This is a genomic window from Actinomyces minihominis, from assembly GCF_900187855.1.
Taxonomy (GTDB): domain Bacteria; phylum Actinomycetota; class Actinomycetes; order Actinomycetales; family Actinomycetaceae; genus Scrofimicrobium; species Scrofimicrobium minihominis.
In genome coordinates this window covers 231,670-247,769 of the sequence record NZ_FYEG01000001.1, presented here as the reverse complement: position 1 = coordinate 247,769, position 16,100 = coordinate 231,670, and the positions used below count along the sequence as shown (strand labels likewise).

Below are 16,100 nucleotides of genomic sequence, written 5' to 3'. Positions count from 1 at the left end.
GTGGAAAGTTTGAATCTCATTCCAACGGCAACGGGCTTCGCGCCTTCAATTGCCATCCCTGGAACCGGACCCGCGCTTTCGCTGCTGGTGCTGTTCCCCGCGGTTATCGCGCTGGTCATCTGGCTTGTGCCGCAGGCAAGGGCCAGGGGACGCGAAATTGCCTTCCTGGCTTCAATCGTTGAGCTCGCGGGCTTCATCGGGGTGGCCATTGCGTTTGACTGGACCAACGCCGCGGCAACGCAGCTGGTTGAGTCCTACGCCTGGATCCCCCCGCTCGGTATCACCTGGTCGCTGGGCGTCAACGTCCTCGGCCTGGTCATGCTGCTGCTTACGGGTCTGCTGGTTCCGCTGGTTCTGATCGCAGCGAAGAACGAAGACACGGATAGCTCCAGGGCCGGTGGCTACGCCGCCTGGATCATGCTGCTGTTCTCGTTCATCGTGATGATCTTTGCGGCATACGACCTGGTGCTCTTCTACATCGCATTTGAAGCAATGCTGATTCCGGTGTTCTTCATGATTTCCCGCTACGGCAGGGGAGAGAACCGTGGCCGTGCGGCCATGAAGTTCCTGCTCTACTCGCTGGCTGGCGGTCTGATCATGCTGGGCGGTATCGTCGTCATCGCGGCTCTCGGTCTTGGAACCAGCGATGCGCTGTTCCGCTACGACACACTGCAGGCCACCCTGCCGATGCTGACGATCGGTTGGCAGCTGGCGATCTTCATCCCGCTGTTCATCGCATTCGCCATCAAGGCACCGATGGTGCCCGTCCACACCTGGCTGCCTGACGCAGCTGAGTCGGCACGGCCTGGCACATCCACCATTCTGGTTGGTGTCCTGGACAAGATCGGTACCTACGGCATGATCATCATGGCCGTCGCGTTCCTGCCTGCCGCAACGGAAGCGGCTCGCATGACGATCCTGATCCTGGCTGTCGTCTCGATCCTCTGGGGTGGTTTCGCGGCCAACGGACAGAAGAACCTGCTGCGTTTGGTTTCCTTCACATCAGTGTCTCACTTTGGTTTCATCGTCCTCGGTATCTTCATCGGTTCCGAACTGGCACTGACCGGTGCGATGGTTTACATGGTTGCGCATGGTTTCTCTATCGCAGCCCTGTTCCTCATCTCTGGCTTCCTGATCCAGCGCGGTGGTACCGACAAGATTTCTGACTACTCGGGCTTCCAGCGAGTCACTCCGCTGATCGCGGGTACCTGGCTGTTCGCAGGCTTGGCTTCGATTGCACTTCCGGGCCTGTCAGGGTTCGTTCCTGAGTTCATGGTCCTCATGGGGACCTACCGGGTCTCGATTCCGCTGGCACTCTTCGCCGTGTTCGGAGTCATCCTTGCTGCCATGTACATTCTGCTTCCGTACCAAAAGATGTTCACGGGCCGAGTCAACCCGGAGCAGGCGGGCCTACCTGACCTCGATGGCCGCGAAAAGACCGTTGTGACCCCGCTGGTTATCGGCATGGTTCTGCTTGGTATCTGGTCCGCTCCGCTGGTCGGTTCGCTGGCCCAGGTTTCTGAACACCTGGCCCCGAACATTGACTTCCCGGGTGAAACGGCCGGTGAGGTGACTGGTGCTCCAGCTGACTTCATTGCCGACTTTTCCAACACCGTCGACCTAACTGAAGGGAATGCACAGTGATTTCGCTGATTCCTCTGGCGCCCACATTCACTGCGCCCCAGATTGACTGGGTTCCGCTCCTTCCCGTCATCATCGTCCTCGGCGGCGCTGTGGTGGGCGTTCTGATCGAGGCATTTGCCCCGGTTCGAAACAGGCGGACCATCAACATCGTCTGGTCGCTCCTGGTTGTCGCCGCTGCCCTTGTCTTGGCAAGCGGCCAGTGGATTCGCACTTTCGCGGAAGCCACGGTGATCGGAGAGTACGTCAATGACACCTGGACGGTCGCACTCCAGATCATCACGGCCCTCCTCGGCCTTCTGGCACTGCTTGTCATTGCCGACCGCTCCGAGTTGAAGGACGGTGCGTTTGCCGCACAGCCTTCGGACCGACCCGGTTCGGGCGAAGAGTCGCTGAGTCTGGCCAAGGGATATCAGCGCAGTGAGTTCTTCCCGCTGGTTCTCTTCAGCATCGGTGGCATGATGCTCTTCCCGGCCACCGATTCCCTCCTGACCATGTTCGTGGCTCTTGAGGTTATGTCGCTGCCGCTTTACATCCTCGTGGCCTCATCGCGTAGGCGTCGCAACATCTCCCAGGAAGCTGGGATCAAGTACTTCATCCTGGGGTCGTTCTCCTCGGCATTCTTCCTCATGGGTTCCGCACTGCTCTACGGCTTTTCGGGTGGATCACTGCGCCTCGGTGCCATTGCGGCTGCGGTTCCCGCAGTGTCAGGTATGGACTGGATCCTGCTAGCGGGTGTCTTTATGGTGATGGTGGGTCTGCTGTTCAAGGTGGCTGCCTTCCCGTTCCACGAGTGGACACCGGACGTCTACACCGGTGCACCGACACCGATAACCGGCTTTATGGCGGCCGGTGTCAAGGTAGCGGCATTCGGCGCACTGCTCCGTTTCTACATTTCCGTTGCCGGACACCTGAAGTGGGACTTTGCTCTGATCTTCGCTCTGTTGGCCGCAGCCACGGTTATCTTCGGTACCCTCGGTGGCCTGGTCCAGGGCAATATCAAGCGTCTGCTGGCATACTCGTCGGTTGCTCACGCGGGCTTCCTCCTCATCGGAGTTCTCGCATTGGTTCCGACCTCTGCCGGATCGACAGCCTTCTACCTGCTCACCTACGGCATCGCCACAATCGGCGCCTTCGCCGTGGTTGGCCTGGTACGCGCGCAGTCACCGGAGGGTGCGATTGGCGGAGAGGCCAACGAGGTCTCGCAGTGGGCTGGCCTTGGCCGTCGCTCACCGGCACTTGCCTTTGCAATGCTGATCTTCCTGCTCTCGTTCGCGGGTATCCCGCTGACCGCAGGATTCGTCGGTAAGTTCGTCGTCTTCGCCGCTGGTATCCAGGGCGGACTGGGATGGCTTGTCGGCATCAGCCTCGGTGCATCTGTGATTACCGCAGCCGTTTACTTCCGCGTGGTTCAGGTGATGTTCTTCCGCGAGCCTGCCGAAGGAGTGACTGTTGTGCGCTCTGAGGGCACCGCAGGGGTGGCCATTGCCATCACGACGGCACTGACGATCCTGCTGGGTATCTTCCCCGCACCGGTGATCGACTTCCTCAACCAGATCACGGTACTGATCCCGTGATCACGGCAAACGAGTCAGCAGCTGAGCGTGAACTAGAGCTGCAGGTTCAGCAGGGTCTCCAGGATGTCGAGGCCCTGCTGGCCGACTCCGTGGCTGCAAGCAGGGACCTGGTCGACGATCTGACCCGCCACCTGGCAGTTGCCGGAGGGAAGCGTCTGCGTCCTGTCCTCTCCCTGATCTGCAGCCACCTTGGTGCACCGCACCGGGCTCAGTCCGACCCCGTGATCACAGCCGCGACCGGTGTGGAACTTACCCATCTGGCCTCGCTTTATCACGATGACGTCATGGACTCCGCCCCCTCACGTCGCGGCGTTGATTCAGCACAGATGATCTGGGGTAACAACCGGGCAATCCTGGCGGGAGACCTGCTTTTCGCCCGCGCCTCAACCCTGATGGCTACCCTTGGTAAAGAGTCAATCCTCTTCCACGTTAAGACTTTCGAGCGGCTCTGTATGGGACAGCTCAACGAGACATTCGGGCCCCCGGAGGGGGAGGACCCCGTTGATTTCTACCTTCAGGTTCTCGCAGACAAGACGGGTTCCCTCGTTGCCGCGGCAGCCTTCTTTGGCGCACTCCATGCCGGCGCCGGCCCTGAGATTGCCGAAGCCGTCCGTGAGTTTGGAGAGAACATCGGAGTGGCCTTCCAACTGGCCGATGACGTCCTCGACATCACCTCACCCGCAGAGGTAACAGGCAAGACACCGGGAACCGACCTCCTGGAGGGGGTCGACACGATGCCGCTGCTGCTGCTCCGTCAACAGTTGGCGGACGGCACCCTCGATTCTGAGGGGGCGCAGATCCTCGAGCTACTGGCGGGCGACCTCCAGAATGAAGAGAACCTGGCAGCCGTTGTTGAACTCCTGGGTAGGCACTCGGTGGTTGAACAGACGCGTGCGCTGGCTCGAGAGTGGGCGGAAGCTGCCATTGCGGCCCTAGATGCTCTGCCCGAGTCAGAGGCGAAAGAGGCATTGGTCGCGTTCGCAGTCCTTATGGTGGATAGGGCAGCCTAACCGCCACTAAGATTGGGAACTGTTTCATTGGTCTAGTAAAGAAGTGTTACGTGCCCCGTCCCCTGAAAGTGGCTGTTGTTGGCGCCGGTCCCGCTGGGATCTATGCTTCCGACATCCTCGCCAAGTCTGATCTTGACACCTCCATCGATCTGTTTGAACGGCTCCCAGCGCCCTATGGTCTGGTGAGGTACGGGGTCGCTCCGGACCACCCCCGCATCAAGCAGATCATCGTTGCCCTGTACCGCATTCTGCAGCGCGGGGACATTCGACTGTTTGCGAACGTTGAGGTCGGTCGGGATATCTCCATTGAAGAGATGCGTGAGCGTTACGACGCGATCATCATCTCTACCGGGGCAGACCGTGATGCCAAGCTGGACATCAAGGGGGTTGACCTTCCTCAGTCATACGGTGCAGCTGACTTTGTCGCCTGGTACGACGGTCACCCGGACTTCCCACGCACCTGGCCTCTAGAGGCCGAACGGGTTGCGGTCATCGGGGCCGGAAACGTCGCCCTCGACGTCGCCCGCGTCCTCGCCAAGCACATGCCTGAGATGATCGCGACGGATGTGCCTGCCAACGTCGCGGCCCAGCTGGCGAAGAATCCCGTCAAGGAGGTTCACCTCTTTGGGCGCAGGGGCCCGGCCCAGGTCAAGTTCACCCCCCTGGAACTTCGCGAACTAGGCCATGTCGCAGACGTGGACATCATCGTTTCCGAAGAGGACTTTGACTTTGATGAGGGATCGCAGCGTGCTCTCAAGTCTTCAAATCAGCAGCGACAGGTCGTCAAGACCCTGACCTCGTATGCTTCAGCAGACCCGGATGATCACAAGGCCAGCAGGCGGATCTACCTACACATGTTCGAAGCCCCGGAAGAGATCCTGGCTGACGAGGACGGAAATGTTCGCGCCCTCGTCACCGAGCGGACAGAACTGGTGGGGGACGGAAACGTCAAGGGCACCGGCAAGCTGACCGAGTGGCCGGTTGAAGCGGTCTACCGGGCAGTTGGCTACTTTTCCTCCCCGGTGCCGGGAGTACCGTTTGACGAAACTCGCGGGGTGGTCCCAAACGAGGGCGGTCGCGTAGTTGAAGATGCGAGTTCTGACCGGGTTGTGCCCGGCCTTTACGCCACAGGTTGGATCAAACGTGGTCCCGTCGGTCTGATTGGCTCCACCAAGTCCGATGCTCGTGAAACCATCACCCACCTGGTTGAGGATGCGGAGGCCGGGCGTCTCCCTGAACCAACTGAAGGGCCCGTAGAGGAACTCCTTAGAGCTCGCGGTGTCATCTTCACAGACTGGCAGGGTTGGGAACTACTCGATGCCTATGAGCAGGAACTCGGTGAGAACTGGGGTGAACTCCCCTCGGGTGGCACTCGCGAACGCATCAAGGTCTCCTCACGTGAGCAGATGATGGGAATCTCCCGCGGCGAGGTCACAGAGACTGCGCCGGTTGCCACGGGTGATGACTGGGAGGATGACATCCACGTCGGCACCCCGGGTGAGCTCGGAAGTCCTACGGCCCAGGAGCGCTTCAAGGACTACTCGGGACCACTGGAGTCGTAGACTCTGGGCCGCGCTAGGCTGGGTGCCATGAATCGTGCAGTTTCAAATACGGCAAAGACCTTCGGTCTGTTCGTTTTCATGTGGGCCATCCTGTTGGCGCTCGGGGCGCTCATCGCCGCGGGAACGAACAGTCCCACCTGGCTGTGGGTCTTTGCGGGTCTCGGGCTGGTATCGACGTTCTACACCTACTGGAACTCAGCCACGCTGGCTCTCAAGCAGATGCGGGCGTATCCGGTCACCCGGGAGCAGGCACCCGGCCTCTACATGATCGTTGAGGACCTGGCGACGCGGGCAGAGATGCCGATGCCAAGCATCTGGGTGGCCCCGGATCCCAACCCCAACGCGTTTGCGACGGGGAGGAACCCCCAGAACGCGGCGGTTTGCTGTACAGAGGGGATCCTGCAGATTCTCGACGAACGTGAACTGCGGGGCGTCCTCGGCCACGAGCTGATGCATGTCTACAACCGCGACATTCTTACCTCGTCAGTGGCCGCCGCGATGGCGGGTCTGATCACCAGCCTCGCCCAGTTCTTCCTGCTGTTTGGTGGCCGCAACCGTGACCAGGGTCCGGGCGCGGTCGGTGTGATCGGAGCGATCGCTGCGCCTCTCATCGCCTCTATTGTTCAACTCGGGATCTCCCGTTCCCGTGAGTATGATGCGGACGAGGACGGTGCGCTGCTGACGCATGACCCGGTGGGGCTCGCCCTCGCCCTCAACAAGATTCACGGGGTGGGCAAACAGGTCCCCATGGCACAGACCCCGGATCACGAAAGCGTTTCGGCGATGATGATCGCCAACCCGTTCCAAGGCAAGGACCTCAAGAATCTCTTCTCGACCCACCCGCCAATGGAGGACCGGATTGCCCGCCTCCACGCGATGCAGGCTGAGATAGACCAGAACTAAGGAGAGCTGATGGCTGACTCATCATTCGACGTTGTCTCAAAGATCGATGAACAGGAGGTTGACAACGCGGTCAACCAGGCGGTGAAGGAGGTTGGGACCCGCTACGACTTCCGCGGTGTTGATGCCTCATTGAAGCAGGTTGGCGACACCATGGTGATTGAGGCGAACACGGCTGAGCGCGTCATGGCGGTCGTGGATGTCCTGCAGTCCAAGCTGGTGCGCCGCGGAGTCTCACTGAAGGTGCTTGACCTCAAGGACCGTGAACCGCAGATCTCCGGAAAGATCTACCGTCTGGTGGTTCCCCTCAAGGAGGGGATCGACCAGGCCACTGCCAAGAAGATCACCAAGATGATCCGCGATGAGGGTCCGAAGGGTGTGAAGGCGCAGATCCAGGGAGATGAGGTCCGGGTTTCTTCGAAGTCACGTAATGACCTGCAAGATGTCATCGCCCTTCTGAAGAAGGCGGATATTGACGTTCCCCTACAGTTCGTCAACTACCGCTAGATGAAAATCAGCCCGTTCGCACCTGGGTGCGACAAGTCACGCTTGTGAGGACGGGCCAAAGTGGAAGATCGGGGTTGAACCCTGATAATCTTTCACGGCAGCCAGAAATGACTGCAAGGCGGATTGCCCGAGTGGCCAATGGGAGCTGACTGTAAATCAGCCGCGGTAACGCTACGGGGGTTCGAATCCCTCATCCGCCACTTTTGAAGTGGTGGGACACCGTAGATCGGTGTTCCACCATTTTTGTCTTTTAATCCGGTAACCAAACCTTCCGGGGCCGTATCAGGCTTATAGGCTTATAGGACAGATGGGGCCTCGGACTTTTGGTTGGTGTGGCGCGGGAAAGTTGGTTTAGCTGCTGGTTGGGGTCAACAGCTTGGGTGGACAGAATGTGTTGCTTTGAGCCGGGTTTTTTGGTGATTTAGCGCGGCAGTCCCGTACGATGGGAAGGACCCGCGGACAGGTACCCTGTCCTTCGACTCGTGACGGGACAAGATTTTGGGGCGCTTCTTTGATTCTGAGAGCCCATTTTGGCGCGGCGTGTCCCGAGTTGCCGACATTGTGATCCTCAACGTCTATTTCACTGTCACCGCGCTACCGCTCGTCACGATGGGCGCATCCTTCGCCGCCCTTTACGACGTAGCGGAGCGGATACACGATGACAGGGGAGGCGGGGTTACCCGCATGTTTTTCCGCTCTTTTCGCGACAACTTCTGGCGTGCAACAGCAACGTGGGCAATAGTGGGCCCGATTGGTTTCGCCCTGGTTTTCTCTTGGTTCTTCCTGCCCATCGCAGAGCTAACCGTTGTGAAGACGCTTTTCAGCCTGGTGTACCTTCTGGTGTTCCCGTTCTTCTTCTTCCTGCAAATCCGTTTTGAATCCGGCTTCGCGAACACTCTGAAGAACGCATTCCTCATTCCCCTGTCTCGGCTTCCCTGGGCTGCGGGCGCACTCGCAGTGACAATCGGTCTGCTTGCGCTGACTGTCGTTGTTGCCATCAGAGAGCCGTCTTGGCTGGCTCCTCTACTTCTTGGTGGTGTCGCCATGGTGGTGTACGCGACCATTCCCCTCTTGGATCGCACGGTGCAACCGTGGGTCGAGGGTGTTCCCGATGCCGGTTAAGCTAGTTCAACCGGTGGAGCCGAGGGCGCTTCCGGCGTTGACCCAGACAGCACATAGGACCGTCGTCCCAATTTTCCTTGTGTTGACGATTTTAGTTTGCTTGCCGCGAACTAACAGGCATATGCTGAACAATGCGGAATCGATTCCGAATCTGGCTCTAGTCTGTGATTTGACCTGGGTCTTACGGATCTCTCTGTTTTGCGTCCAACGAAGGAGAACACGCGCATGACACGAAACAACACGACAAGGGCACTCGCGGGGTTCGCTGCGGCTGCGGCACTTGTTGGTTCTATGGCAGCTTGCAGTAGCGGTAGCGGAAGCGACCAGTCCGGCTCTGCAGGCGGGGATTCGGGCGAAAAGGGCTCGGTCTACTTCCTTAATTTCAAGCCAGAACAGGCAGACGCCTGGGTGGCCCTAGCCGACGCTTACACCGAAGAGACAGGTGTTCCCGTCACCGTACAGACCGCTGCGTCAGGTACTTACGAGCAGACACTGCGTTCGGAGATGGCTAAGTCGGATGCCCCGACAATTTTCCAGGTTAACGGCCCTGTTGGCCTCGCGACTTGGAAGGATTACGCGGCAAACCTCAAGGACACCGCTATCTATGAGCACCTCAAGGACAAGGGCATGGCGCTAGCTAACGCTGATGACTCTGAGGTTTACGGTATTCCTTACGTCATTGAGACTTACGGCCTCATTTACAACAAGACTCTTCTTGACGAGTACATGGCGCTGCCGAACGCAGCGGTCACCTCGGTTGATGAGATCAACAACTTTGAAACCTTGAAGAAGGTCGCTGAAGGAATCCAGGCTGACAAGGATGAACTTGGCGTTAAGGGTGCATTCACCTCTGCAGGCTTCGATGCTTCGTCTGACTGGCGTTTCAAGACCCACCTGGCCAACATGCCTTTGTACTACGAACTTGTAGGCACTGACATTGCCGGTCAGCCGGAGGTCATTGAGGGAACCTACATGTCCAACTACAAGGACATTTTCGACCTCTACATTGATAACTCCACCACTGACCGCACCGCTCTTGCCGCAAAGACCATGGAGGACGCCACCGCTGAGTTCGCACTTGGTGAGGCCGTGTTCCTGCAGAACGGCACCTGGGCTTACGGTGATCTCTCCGCAGCGGGTATGACTGACGACCAGTTGGGTATGCTCCCGATCTACATCGGCGCTGAGGGTGAAGAGGACCAGGGTCTGACCACCGGCTCGGAAAACTACTGGGTTATCAACAACAAGGCTTCTGAAGCTGACCAGAAGGCTTCCGAAGCGTTCCTCGAATGGGTTATCACTTCCGACACCGGTCGCGATTCCCTCACCAATGAGATGGGCTTCGTTACCCCCTTCGATTCTTTCGAGGGCTACGAGTCCACCAACCCACTGGTTCTTGCTGATGGCGAATACTTCGCTGCCGGTAAGACCCCTGTTGCCTGGTACTTCACCCTGATGCCTTCTGAAGAGTGGAAGAACGGCGTTGGCCAGAGCCTTCTGGCTTACGCGCAGGGCACCGGCGAATGGAGTGACGTTGAAACTTCTTACGTTGATGGCTGGGCCAAAGAGGTTGTGCTTGTGAACGAGGGGAACGCTGACGAGTAAGTAGTCACGTGCCATTGAACACATCAAAAAGCATGAAAAATAACTAGCATCTCCGGGGCACGGCTAATGTCGTGCCCCGGAGGCATTTTCAAAGAAAGCATTCAATGAACAAGTCCCTGAAACGGTGGGGCTGGTTGTTCACCGGACCAACAGTCGTAGCCTTCATGATTGGCTTCGTCATTCCCTTTGTGCTCGGAGTCTACCTTTCCTTTACCAAGTTCGTAACTGTTGTTGACGCCAAGTGGGTTGGCTTCAGCAACTATCAAAGAGTGTGGGGGGATCCGATCTTCCTGCATTCCCTCTGGTACACGGCAGCTTTCGCGGTCGTTGTCACCATCGTGGTTAACGTGGTGGCCTTCTTTCTTGCCTACATGCTTGTCAAAGCGATCAAAGGCAAGAATATTTTTCGCTCTGTGTTCTTCATGCCGAACCTTATTGGTGGTATCGTCCTCGGCTATATCTGGCTTCTACTCCTCAACGGGGTCTTGGAGATTTGGGTGAAGAACGTTGTTTACAGCGCAACCTACGCCTTCTGGGGTCTGGTGATCGTCACTTGCTGGCAGCAAATTGGTTACATGATGGTTATTTACATTGCGGGGCTCCAGTCAATTCCAACCGATGTGCTTGAGGCCGCCAAAGTTGACGGCGCGAGCTCCACCCAGACGCTGAAGAGCGTGATCATTCCGCTGGTGATGCCGTCTATCACGGTGTGTACCTTCCTTACTTTGAGCAATGGCTTCAAGATGTTCGACCAAAACCTCGCATTGACGAATGGCGCGCCTGGACGCATGTCGGAAATGATGGCTTTGAACATTTACAACACGTTTTACGGTCGATCCGGCTTTGAAGGTGTCGGCCAAGCAAAAGCTGTTGTGTTCCTACTAATTGTCGCCACTGTTGTTCTGATACAGAACAAGTTGGTCCGCTCGAAGGAGGCCGTCGAATGACCGACGTGAAACGCCCAAAGATTTGGACGGCTGTCTTCGCAGTCCTTTCACTTGCTTACCTATACCCAATCTTCTTGGTTTTGGTGAACTCGTTCAAGGGTAAAGTTTTCATTGCCCGGTATCCATTCGACCTGCCTGACTCTCAGTCTTGGGTGGGTCTTGGAAACTATGAACTCGGGGTCTTCAGAACTAACTTCTTCGCAGCTTTCGGCTGGTCGATGGTGATAACCATTGGTGCTACTGCACTGATTATTCTCTGCACCTCGATGACTGCCTACTGGGTGGTCCGAGTCGACAATAGGTACGCAAAGGTCCTGTACCTTGCATTTCTGTTCTCGTTGGTGGTCCCCTTTCAGATGGTCATGTTTACCCTGTCGTGGTTCACGGATTTCCTCAATCTAGGGAACCCGATCGGACTGTGGATCATCTATCTGGGTTTTGGTGCCGGTTTAGCAGTATTCATTTTCACCGGCTTCGTTAAGAGTGTTCCGCGTGAGTTGGAAGAGGCCGCCCTCATCGACGGTTGCGGCCCTGTCCGCACCTATTTCCAGGTTGTGATGCCTGTTCTGAAGCCCGCAATCATGACTGTGACCATCCTTGAGGTGATGTGGCTGTGGAATGACTACCTGCTTCCGTACCTGACATTGGATTTGAAGAAGTACCAGACCATTCCGATTGCCGTGCAGAGCCTTCGCGGTGGTTACGGGGCAATTGATATGGGAGCAATGATGGGTGTCCTGGTTTTAGCGATGATCCCTGTTATAGTCTTCTATCTCTTCGGTCAGCGCCACATCATTCAGGGTGTGGTTGCTGGTGCTGTGAAGGGATAGGTAACCCACGACCGCTCGCTTGGCCGCCTCGGCGGCCAAGCGGAGGGCTGAATGCGAATGAGTGACGTTTCAATTAAGCAACTAGCGCAGGCATGCGGTGTTGCCGTTAGTACAGCCTCTCGGGCTATGAACAACCGGGTGGGTGTTTCACGTGCGACTCGGGAAATGATTCAGGCAAAGGCGGGGGAGATCGGTTATGTTCCAAATGCGTACGCACGCAGCCTGAAGATCCTTGGCGAGCAGACTGTTGCCGTCATCATCCAGGGTCACACCAGTGAACTGCTGATTCAGATTCTCAGTGACCTTCAGGAGCAGCTTTCACAGGCAGGGTTCAGTGCTTTCTTGCAACATGTTCCTGACCACCAGGCCAACTTTGACACTATTCACCGCATAACCCAGGAACGTAAACCCGGTGGCATCATTTTCCTGGGTCGTTTTGGGGACCCCCAACACACGTCCTCGGATGAAATCAACCGGAAGCTGTCCCAGCTTGAGATCCCCGTCGTCCACTGCACGACCGCAGACTTTTCAACCCCTCAGTCTCGCCATTCCTCTGTCTCAATAGATGATGTTGGCGGGTGCGCTGAAGTAACCCGGTACCTAATTGACCGCGGTCACACGAAAATTGCTTTTGCCACTGTCATTGATTCTAACCGTTTGACTGATGGTCATGCCTGGTCCTTGCGCCACAAGGGGTTTGTTACGGCGCTAGAGGATGCCAACATCGAGGTGGACCCTGATATTGTTATTCCTTCATTAGATCCCGTTGAGTTGTATTCCATGTCTAATGGTTATGAGTCTGTGAAGCGGTGGCTGTCTTCCAGTGACCGGGATTTCACAGCGTTGGTTGCCTCTTGCGACGCTATTGCCCTGGGTGCGATGCGCGCTTTGAACGAGGCCGGATTGCGTGTGCCTGACGATGTTGCTGTCACTGGTTTTGATGGTCTCGACTTCGGGCAGTACTGCATGCCTTCTTTGACGACCGTTGTGCAACCACAGAAGCAAATCGCTTACGCCACTGCCCGTGCGATGATTGAAGCGTTGACGAACTCCCGCCACGTCGCCCGCCAGGAATGGATCCGTGGTGAGATCCGCGTGGGTGAGTCCACGGGCCCGGATGTGAAACCAGCATTAGCGAATGTTGGCGCATCTTCACACTGATGTTTTCCCTTACCACCACAGCCCGGAACCGTTTGTGGGATAACGGGGTCAGCCACAGCTTGTCAAGTAGTCTCAAGTGGTTGAGATAAGATACGGAACTTTCTTGTAATAATCACTATATACCTAATTAATGACATAGTATTTGTTCGGTTCGTTGCGGGAGGACTATATCCTCGCGTCCATAGCACGTGGATCCAGGAAACGGTTTCGCAACTGTGGGAATGTCTGCATGTTCTCCACTTGAATGACGCTGACAAATGACTTGACGTTGACATAAATGAATGAATGCCCCTCAGAAGGAGTTCTGAATAAGATCACGAGTTAGAGGACTTAGCATCGGAGCTGTCCTTGCCAGCTCCGCACTTCTGACTTCTGCTTTGCTTGTTGCCCCGCAAGCCACTTTGGTTGCGGAAGCCGCAGTGGATGGTTCTGTATCTATGGACACCATCTCCACGGACGGGGATGTCAACTCTGTTGACGGTGATGACAGGGGGTCTTCATCTTCTTTGGGTGACGGCGGCTCTTCTGATGTTCCTCAGTCCACGGACTCCACTGATGGCACTGCATCCAACCCTGATGGTTCCAACGATGGCTCTGACGGCACCACTGACGATACGGCGACCTCACAAAGTGATGATGGCGAATCGGCTGCGGGGGCTGCCAGGTCAGCCCGAGGTGCGGCTCCGCGGTCCGGTGGAAGTGTGATCTATGTTGACAGCCCTTTCCAAACCGCCACTGGCAACATCAACGACGACGACTGGTTTGCCACCGGAACTTGGGGGCAAAGCCAAAATGTACGAGCAGGTCGCACTCGCTGCCTGACATAGTTGTCACCTACTCGTGCAGCAGCCCCAAAAGCTGCCTGACCAACCTGTCACCCAAACGCGCAGCAGTCCCATCTGGCCGTATACCCCACAGTGACAGATGTATGAACTAGGTCATAATAGAGTGTCGTTTGGGGGCGCATAGGGGTGTTCTCAACAACGCGAGAGGACAGCTCGAATGGTTGAGTCAACGGCGCAAGCCATCGTGAATGCGGTCGGTGGACCGGAAAACATTGACAGTCTGACGCACTGTGCAACCAGGCTTCGTTTCCAACTGGTGAACTCCGAGTTGGTGGATGGAGCCGCCCTCGACAGTACCGAGGGGGTGATGGGAGCTGTGCCGCAGGCGGGTAACCGCTACCAGGTCATCATCGGGGGAGCTGTCGCGGGTGTATTTCAGGACATCAACAACCTGCCCTCTATGAAGTCGCGCGCTGACAAGACGGCAGAAGAGATCAAGGCGGAAGCGCGTGCCAAAGGACCCCGTGGCAAGAACGTCTGGATGGACAGCTTCTTTGAGTACCTTGCAGATAGCTTCCGGCCCATACTCGGCGTCCTTCTGGGTGCTTCGCTGATCATTGCCTTTGCTGCGGTGATGGATGCTTTCGGCGTCCAGGACTTCCGAGCTGAGGTCAAGCCCGCGGGCTGGCAGTTCCTTGACACCATGTGGCGCTCGGTCTTCTACTTCCTGCCGATCATGGTCGCTTACAACGCGGCAAAGAAACTCAATGTTGACCCGTGGTTGGGGGCGGCGATCATGGGCTCCCTCATGACCCCGGAGTTCATCGGCCTGACTTCACGTGATGACATTGTCTGTACCACCAATGTCGCCCTCGGAACTGAGTCCTGTCAGGTGGATGTCTTTGGTGTTCCCCTGCTGCTATCTGACTATGGCGGTAACGTGTTCGTGCCGCTGATGATGGCTGCGTTGCTCGCCCTCGTCTACCACAACATCAAAAAGGTGGTTCCAGAGAGCTTGCAGCTGGTGTTTCTCCCGTTCCTGTCAATGGTGATCATGATTCCCATTACGGGGTTCATCCTCGGACCCCTTGGTGTCTGGCTCGGTGGACTGCTTGGAACCGGCTTGGCTTGGCTCAACACCACGGTGCCCTTGATATTCGCAATCCTGATTCCGATGATCTACCCGTTCCTCGTCCCACTCGGGCTGCACTGGCCGCTGAACGCCCTCATGCTGATGAACATTGACACCCTTGGCTACGACTTCATTCAGGGGCCCATGGGTGCGTGGAACTTTGCCTGTTTTGGGGCGACAGCCGGAGTGCTGGTCCTATCAATGCGTGAACGTGATACCCAGATGCGTCAGACTTCGACGGGCGCACTGGTAGCCGGCCTGTTCGGCGGTATTTCTGAGCCCTCGCTCTATGGCATCCACCTGCGATTCGCGCGAATTTATCCGCGGATGCTGGTCGGCTGTTTCGTAGGTGGCCTGACCATTGGACTCGGGTCCATGTTCCTCGGAACCGCAGGTGTCACAGCCAGCGCGTTCGCCTTCACCTCACTGCTGACCATTCCGCTGTTCTCGCCTATGTTCCTCTACGTCATCGCGATTGCGTTGGCCTTCTTCACGGCAATGGCACTGGTGGTAATCACCGACTACCGCACCCCGGAACAGAAGGCTGAGGCTCTTGCCCGTATCGCTAAGCAGGATGCCGAGGGCGGACCTCACGTCGATATCCTCGCCGAAGAAGAAGCGCAAGACGGCTTCCTCACCCCGGCTGAGCAAGAGGGGGTTACCGATGCCGAAGCGCGACCGTTCCTAGAGGAGGCGCAGATGGCCTCCGCGGTCAAGGTTCTGCCGAAAACTGACTCGGCGGCTCTCGCACCGGGAGCCACGGTCGTTCTTGACAGTCCGCTGGAAGGAACGGTCGTCCCGCTCGCTGACGTTCCTGACCCGGGCTTTGCCTCGGGAGCAGTTGGTGCGGGCGTGGCAATCGACCCGACGTCTGGAATTCTTGTCGCTCCCGGAAGTGCCCGGGTGCTGATGACGTTCCCGACCGGACATGCGGTGGGACTCAAGATGGACAGTGGTGTTGAGCTGCTGATCCATATTGGCATCGACACCGTCAACCTCAAGGGTGCCGGTTTCAAGGTCTTGGTCACGAAGGGGGACCTGGTCTCTAAGGGTGACCCTCTGGTTGAGTTTGATATCGCAGCCATCAAGGCCGCCGGCTACTCTGCCATAACGCCTGTACTTGTCACTAACCGCAAGCGTTTCGCCGCGGTTGAGGCGGTTGCTGAGGGTGTGGTTGCCACCGGGGATGCGCTGCTCAGCGTCACCGCGAAAGAGGCTCGCTAGGGAAGAACGCTGGGGGCTGCGGGAGAGAAAGTTTGCAATGCGCGCGTCTCCAGCAGCCCCCTTTCACGCATCTGAACGGCCGTCTCTAATGGCGCCG

13 protein-coding genes and 1 tRNA gene are annotated in these 16,100 nt (G+C 57.3%); all 14 read left to right on the top strand.

Annotation, left to right across the window (positions count from 1 at the left end):
• Positions 1 to 9 precede the first annotated feature (9 nt).
• The 14 genes from CS903_RS01225 to CS903_RS01160 all read left to right on the top strand — a co-directional run bounded on the left by CS903_RS01225 (position 10) and on the right by CS903_RS01160 (position 16,003).
• On the top strand, positions 10 to 1,644 hold the full coding sequence (locus tag CS903_RS01225) for a complex I subunit 4 family protein (protein ID WP_242491707.1): 1,635 nt from the start codon (positions 10 to 12) through the stop codon (positions 1,642 to 1,644).
• Entirely contained in the window at positions 1,644 to 3,218 is a 1,575-nt protein-coding gene (nuoN, locus tag CS903_RS01220; protein ID WP_099331885.1) for an NADH-quinone oxidoreductase subunit NuoN, read from the top strand. Before CS903_RS01225 ends, nuoN begins: the two co-directional genes overlap by 1 nt.
• Entirely contained in the window at positions 3,215 to 4,228 is a 1,014-nt protein-coding gene (locus CS903_RS01215) for a polyprenyl synthetase family protein (RefSeq protein ID WP_370737630.1), read from the top strand. The genes nuoN and CS903_RS01215 overlap by 4 nt, the downstream gene beginning before the upstream one ends.
• A gap of 50 nt (positions 4,229 to 4,278) precedes the next feature.
• Positions 4,279 to 5,790 carry an FAD-dependent oxidoreductase gene (locus tag CS903_RS01210; protein ID WP_099331719.1) on the top strand — a complete coding sequence of 504 codons (1,512 nt, stop codon included), beginning with the start codon at positions 4,279 to 4,281 and terminating at the stop codon, positions 5,788 to 5,790.
• A gap of 27 nt (positions 5,791 to 5,817) precedes the next feature.
• A complete protein-coding gene (locus CS903_RS01205) occupies positions 5,818 to 6,693 on the top strand; it encodes a M48 family metalloprotease (RefSeq protein ID WP_242491685.1) in 876 nt (291 codons plus the stop codon).
• A gap of 9 nt (positions 6,694 to 6,702) precedes the next feature.
• Complete coding sequence (locus tag CS903_RS01200) at positions 6,703 to 7,197, top strand: YajQ family cyclic di-GMP-binding protein (protein WP_099331718.1); 495 nt, start codon at positions 6,703 to 6,705, stop codon at positions 7,195 to 7,197.
• 117 nt (positions 7,198 to 7,314) lie between these two features.
• Positions 7,315 to 7,397 (top strand) — tRNA-Tyr (locus CS903_RS01195).
• A gap of 340 nt (positions 7,398 to 7,737) precedes the next feature.
• Positions 7,738 to 8,319: a DUF624 domain-containing protein gene (locus CS903_RS01190; RefSeq protein ID WP_164996632.1), complete on the top strand. Its 582-nt coding sequence runs from the start codon at positions 7,738 to 7,740 to the stop codon at positions 8,317 to 8,319.
• 225 nt (positions 8,320 to 8,544) lie between these two features.
• Complete coding sequence (locus CS903_RS01185; RefSeq protein WP_099331716.1) at positions 8,545 to 9,924, top strand: ABC transporter substrate-binding protein; 1,380 nt, start codon at positions 8,545 to 8,547, stop codon at positions 9,922 to 9,924.
• 104 nt (positions 9,925 to 10,028) lie between these two features.
• Entirely contained in the window at positions 10,029 to 10,871 is an 843-nt protein-coding gene (locus CS903_RS01180; protein WP_099331715.1) for a carbohydrate ABC transporter permease, read from the top strand.
• A complete protein-coding gene (locus CS903_RS01175; RefSeq protein WP_099331714.1) occupies positions 10,868 to 11,701 on the top strand; it encodes a carbohydrate ABC transporter permease in 834 nt (277 codons plus the stop codon). Before CS903_RS01180 ends, CS903_RS01175 begins: the two co-directional genes overlap by 4 nt.
• Positions 11,702 to 11,758: 57 nt before the next feature.
• Positions 11,759 to 12,862: a LacI family DNA-binding transcriptional regulator gene (locus tag CS903_RS01170; protein ID WP_164996631.1), complete on the top strand. Its 1,104-nt coding sequence runs from the start codon at positions 11,759 to 11,761 to the stop codon at positions 12,860 to 12,862.
• Between the two features lie 437 nt (positions 12,863 to 13,299).
• Positions 13,300 to 13,689 carry a hypothetical protein gene (locus CS903_RS01165; protein WP_099331712.1) on the top strand — a complete coding sequence of 130 codons (390 nt, stop codon included), beginning with the start codon at positions 13,300 to 13,302 and terminating at the stop codon, positions 13,687 to 13,689.
• 175 nt (positions 13,690 to 13,864) lie between these two features.
• Entirely contained in the window at positions 13,865 to 16,003 is a 2,139-nt protein-coding gene (locus CS903_RS01160; protein ID WP_099331711.1) for a glucose PTS transporter subunit IIA, read from the top strand.
• Positions 16,004 to 16,100: the final 97 nt, after the last annotated feature.

Excerpts from the sequence above, each read along its gene's own strand:
- CS903_RS01205 (WP_242491685.1), top strand. The coding sequence starts at position 5,818 with ATGAATCGTGCAGTTTCAAATACGGCAAAGACCTTCGGTCTGTTCGTT.
- CS903_RS01200 (WP_099331718.1), top strand. The coding sequence starts at position 6,703 with ATGGCTGACTCATCATTCGACGTTGTCTCAAAGATCGATGAACAGGAG.
- CS903_RS01185 (WP_099331716.1), top strand. The coding sequence starts at position 8,545 with ATGACACGAAACAACACGACAAGGGCACTCGCGGGGTTCGCTGCGGCT.
- CS903_RS01180 (WP_099331715.1), top strand. The coding sequence starts at position 10,029 with ATGAACAAGTCCCTGAAACGGTGGGGCTGGTTGTTCACCGGACCAACA.
- CS903_RS01175 (WP_099331714.1), top strand. The coding sequence starts at position 10,868 with ATGACCGACGTGAAACGCCCAAAGATTTGGACGGCTGTCTTCGCAGTC.
- CS903_RS01170 (WP_164996631.1), top strand. The coding sequence starts at position 11,759 with ATGAGTGACGTTTCAATTAAGCAACTAGCGCAGGCATGCGGTGTTGCC.
- CS903_RS01165 (WP_099331712.1), top strand. The coding sequence starts at position 13,300 with ATGGACACCATCTCCACGGACGGGGATGTCAACTCTGTTGACGGTGAT.
- CS903_RS01160 (WP_099331711.1), top strand. The coding sequence starts at position 13,865 with ATGGTTGAGTCAACGGCGCAAGCCATCGTGAATGCGGTCGGTGGACCG.